This window comes from Streptococcus acidominimus (genome assembly GCF_001921825.1).
GTDB lineage: Bacteria > Bacillota > Bacilli > Lactobacillales > Streptococcaceae > Streptococcus > Streptococcus acidominimus.
Window position 1 is genome coordinate 1 of sequence record NZ_MSJL01000097.1, and the last position, 1940, is coordinate 1940.

Genomic DNA, 1940 nt, shown 5'->3' on the forward strand with positions numbered 1-1940 from the left:
GATAGTCTAGGTGAGGACGACCGCCACGACTGATGACTTTATCTTTACGACTGAATAACTCTGACAACAAAGGAAGAAAGATATTCCAATCCATAACGGCATCCAAACGTTCTAAGGGATTGCCTTTCTCTGATAGTTTTGACAAGATTTTTTCATCGTCTGTGAATAAATGCATGACAGATCTCCTCATTACTTTTTATTCCCCAATTATCTCATTTTGGGGAAATTTAGGAAGTTTTTAGAGGTCCCCTTATCACTGTACAAGACATCTAAATAAGTCTATAATAGCGTCATTATCGTTAAAGGAGATTCACATGGATTACACTACTATTTCTACTTATTTAGACTATTGCAAAAGCCATAAACGTCTCAGCTCACATACGCTGCGTGCTTATAAAAATGATCTTATGCAGTTTTATAAATCTAATCATGATTGTGTGAAAAGCTATATTCGACAGCTGACAGATTCAAGTATCAAAGCAAGTACTCTACGCCGTAAAATCGCTAGTTTAAAAGTATTTTATAATTATCTACAATCAAAAAATCTAGTTACTGATAATCCTTTCAATCAATTACGCTTTCAATTTCGAACAGAAAAAACACTTCCGAAAACAATTCCTTATGATAGTTTAAAAAATCTTTTCGCCTATCTAAAACAGAAAACTAGCAATGCAAAGACTAGTTATCAAAGACATAAAGCCGAACGGAACTTACTCATCATTTCCTTATTGCTTTCAACAGGCATTCGGATTTCTGAACTCTGTCACATTGAGCTCCAAAATGTTAATCTTGTAAATCGTACGCTCCATATTATGGGGAAAGGAAAGAAAGAGCGTATCTTATTTTTAGGCGATCAAGCTACCCTTCTCCTATTACAAACATATATAAAAACCTATTGCAAGCCATCGGACCACTACCTTTTCTCTGGTAAATATTCGCACAAACCATTATCAGAACAGAGTGTACGCTTATTTTTAACGACCATACGAAAACAATTGAACTTAACGACCCCCATCACGCCTCACATGTTTAGACATAGCTTTGCGACAATGCTTCTGGATAATGATGTGGATATTCGTTACATTCAGCAAATCCTCGGCCACAGTTCCATTTCCATAACTCAGATATATACCCACGTCTCACAGTCAAAACAAAAGGAAATTCTAAGTTCCTATAATCCTATTAGCTCTATTCATTCCTAATCTGATGTGCATCAGAGAATAGATATTAAAAAAAGTTTGCTTAAATTTTATGGTTATTTTACTAAAAAACATCAAAAACCTCTTCCTGTGCCATGCTGTACTTGAACTATTTATCGGATCATACTATAGTTATAAATCATATATTCTCTCTAGCGGGAAGCAAGTTGTCTAGGGACAACTGAAATACACTCAAAACGCTCCCACTTCTCTTGCATGGACTGACACCCTCTTAAGCTCCGGTGCTGAGGCGAAACAGGTATCGATTGTTACCTATTTCATCAATAGAGACAGGATAATCAGAAATCGTCTAATTTTTTTGAAATGTGGTTCGTAATCGTTTGAGTTTTTTAGGAGCTAACTAAAAGGACAACTACCCCCACATGTTCTGGTAGCAAGTTCCGGAAAATGAGTAAGTAGAGTTTGAAATGGTACTTTAGAACGAAAATATTTCCTATGTTGCTCTAATCAAGTAAAGTTCTAATAATCTAGAAAAACAGCCTCTAAAAATTACTAACTCAATTTTACAATAGTCTTATCGCCGGATTCAAGAATAGACTTGTTCGGTAACCAAATGTGATATACTATTTGTATGGAAACAATGTATGAAAAAGCTCAAAAACTCAGTTCAGAGAACTTCAAACTTCTCATAGGTGTTCAAAAAGAGACCTTTCAAGAAATGCTTACCTGTCTCAATGTAGCTTACCAACGTCAACATCGTCAAGGAGGTCGTCCACGCAA

1 protein-coding gene and 2 pseudogenes are annotated in these 1940 nt (G+C 35.7%); 2 read left to right on the top strand and 1 reads right to left on the bottom strand.

All coding sequences use genetic code 11. The annotated features are described in order from the left end of the window. Positions 1 to 175 (bottom strand): annotated as a pseudogene (locus BU200_RS11045) (IS5/IS1182 family transposase); the annotation flags it as partial. Positions 176 to 314: 139 nt separating this feature from the next. Between BU200_RS11045 and BU200_RS10370 the strand changes: the two are divergent. Together BU200_RS10370 and BU200_RS11350 are read left to right on the top strand one after the other, a co-directional pair. After that, positions 315 to 1202 carry a tyrosine-type recombinase/integrase gene (locus BU200_RS10370; RefSeq protein WP_075100045.1) on the top strand — a complete coding sequence of 296 codons (888 nt, stop codon included), beginning with the start codon at positions 315 to 317 and terminating at the stop codon, positions 1200 to 1202. Positions 1203 to 1791: 589 nt separating this feature from the next. Beyond that, positions 1792 to 1940 (top strand): annotated as a pseudogene (locus BU200_RS11350) (IS5/IS1182 family transposase); the annotation flags it as partial.

Excerpts from the sequence above, each read along its gene's own strand:
- BU200_RS10370 (WP_075100045.1), top strand. The coding sequence starts at position 315 with ATGGATTACACTACTATTTCTACTTATTTAGACTATTGCAAAAGCCAT.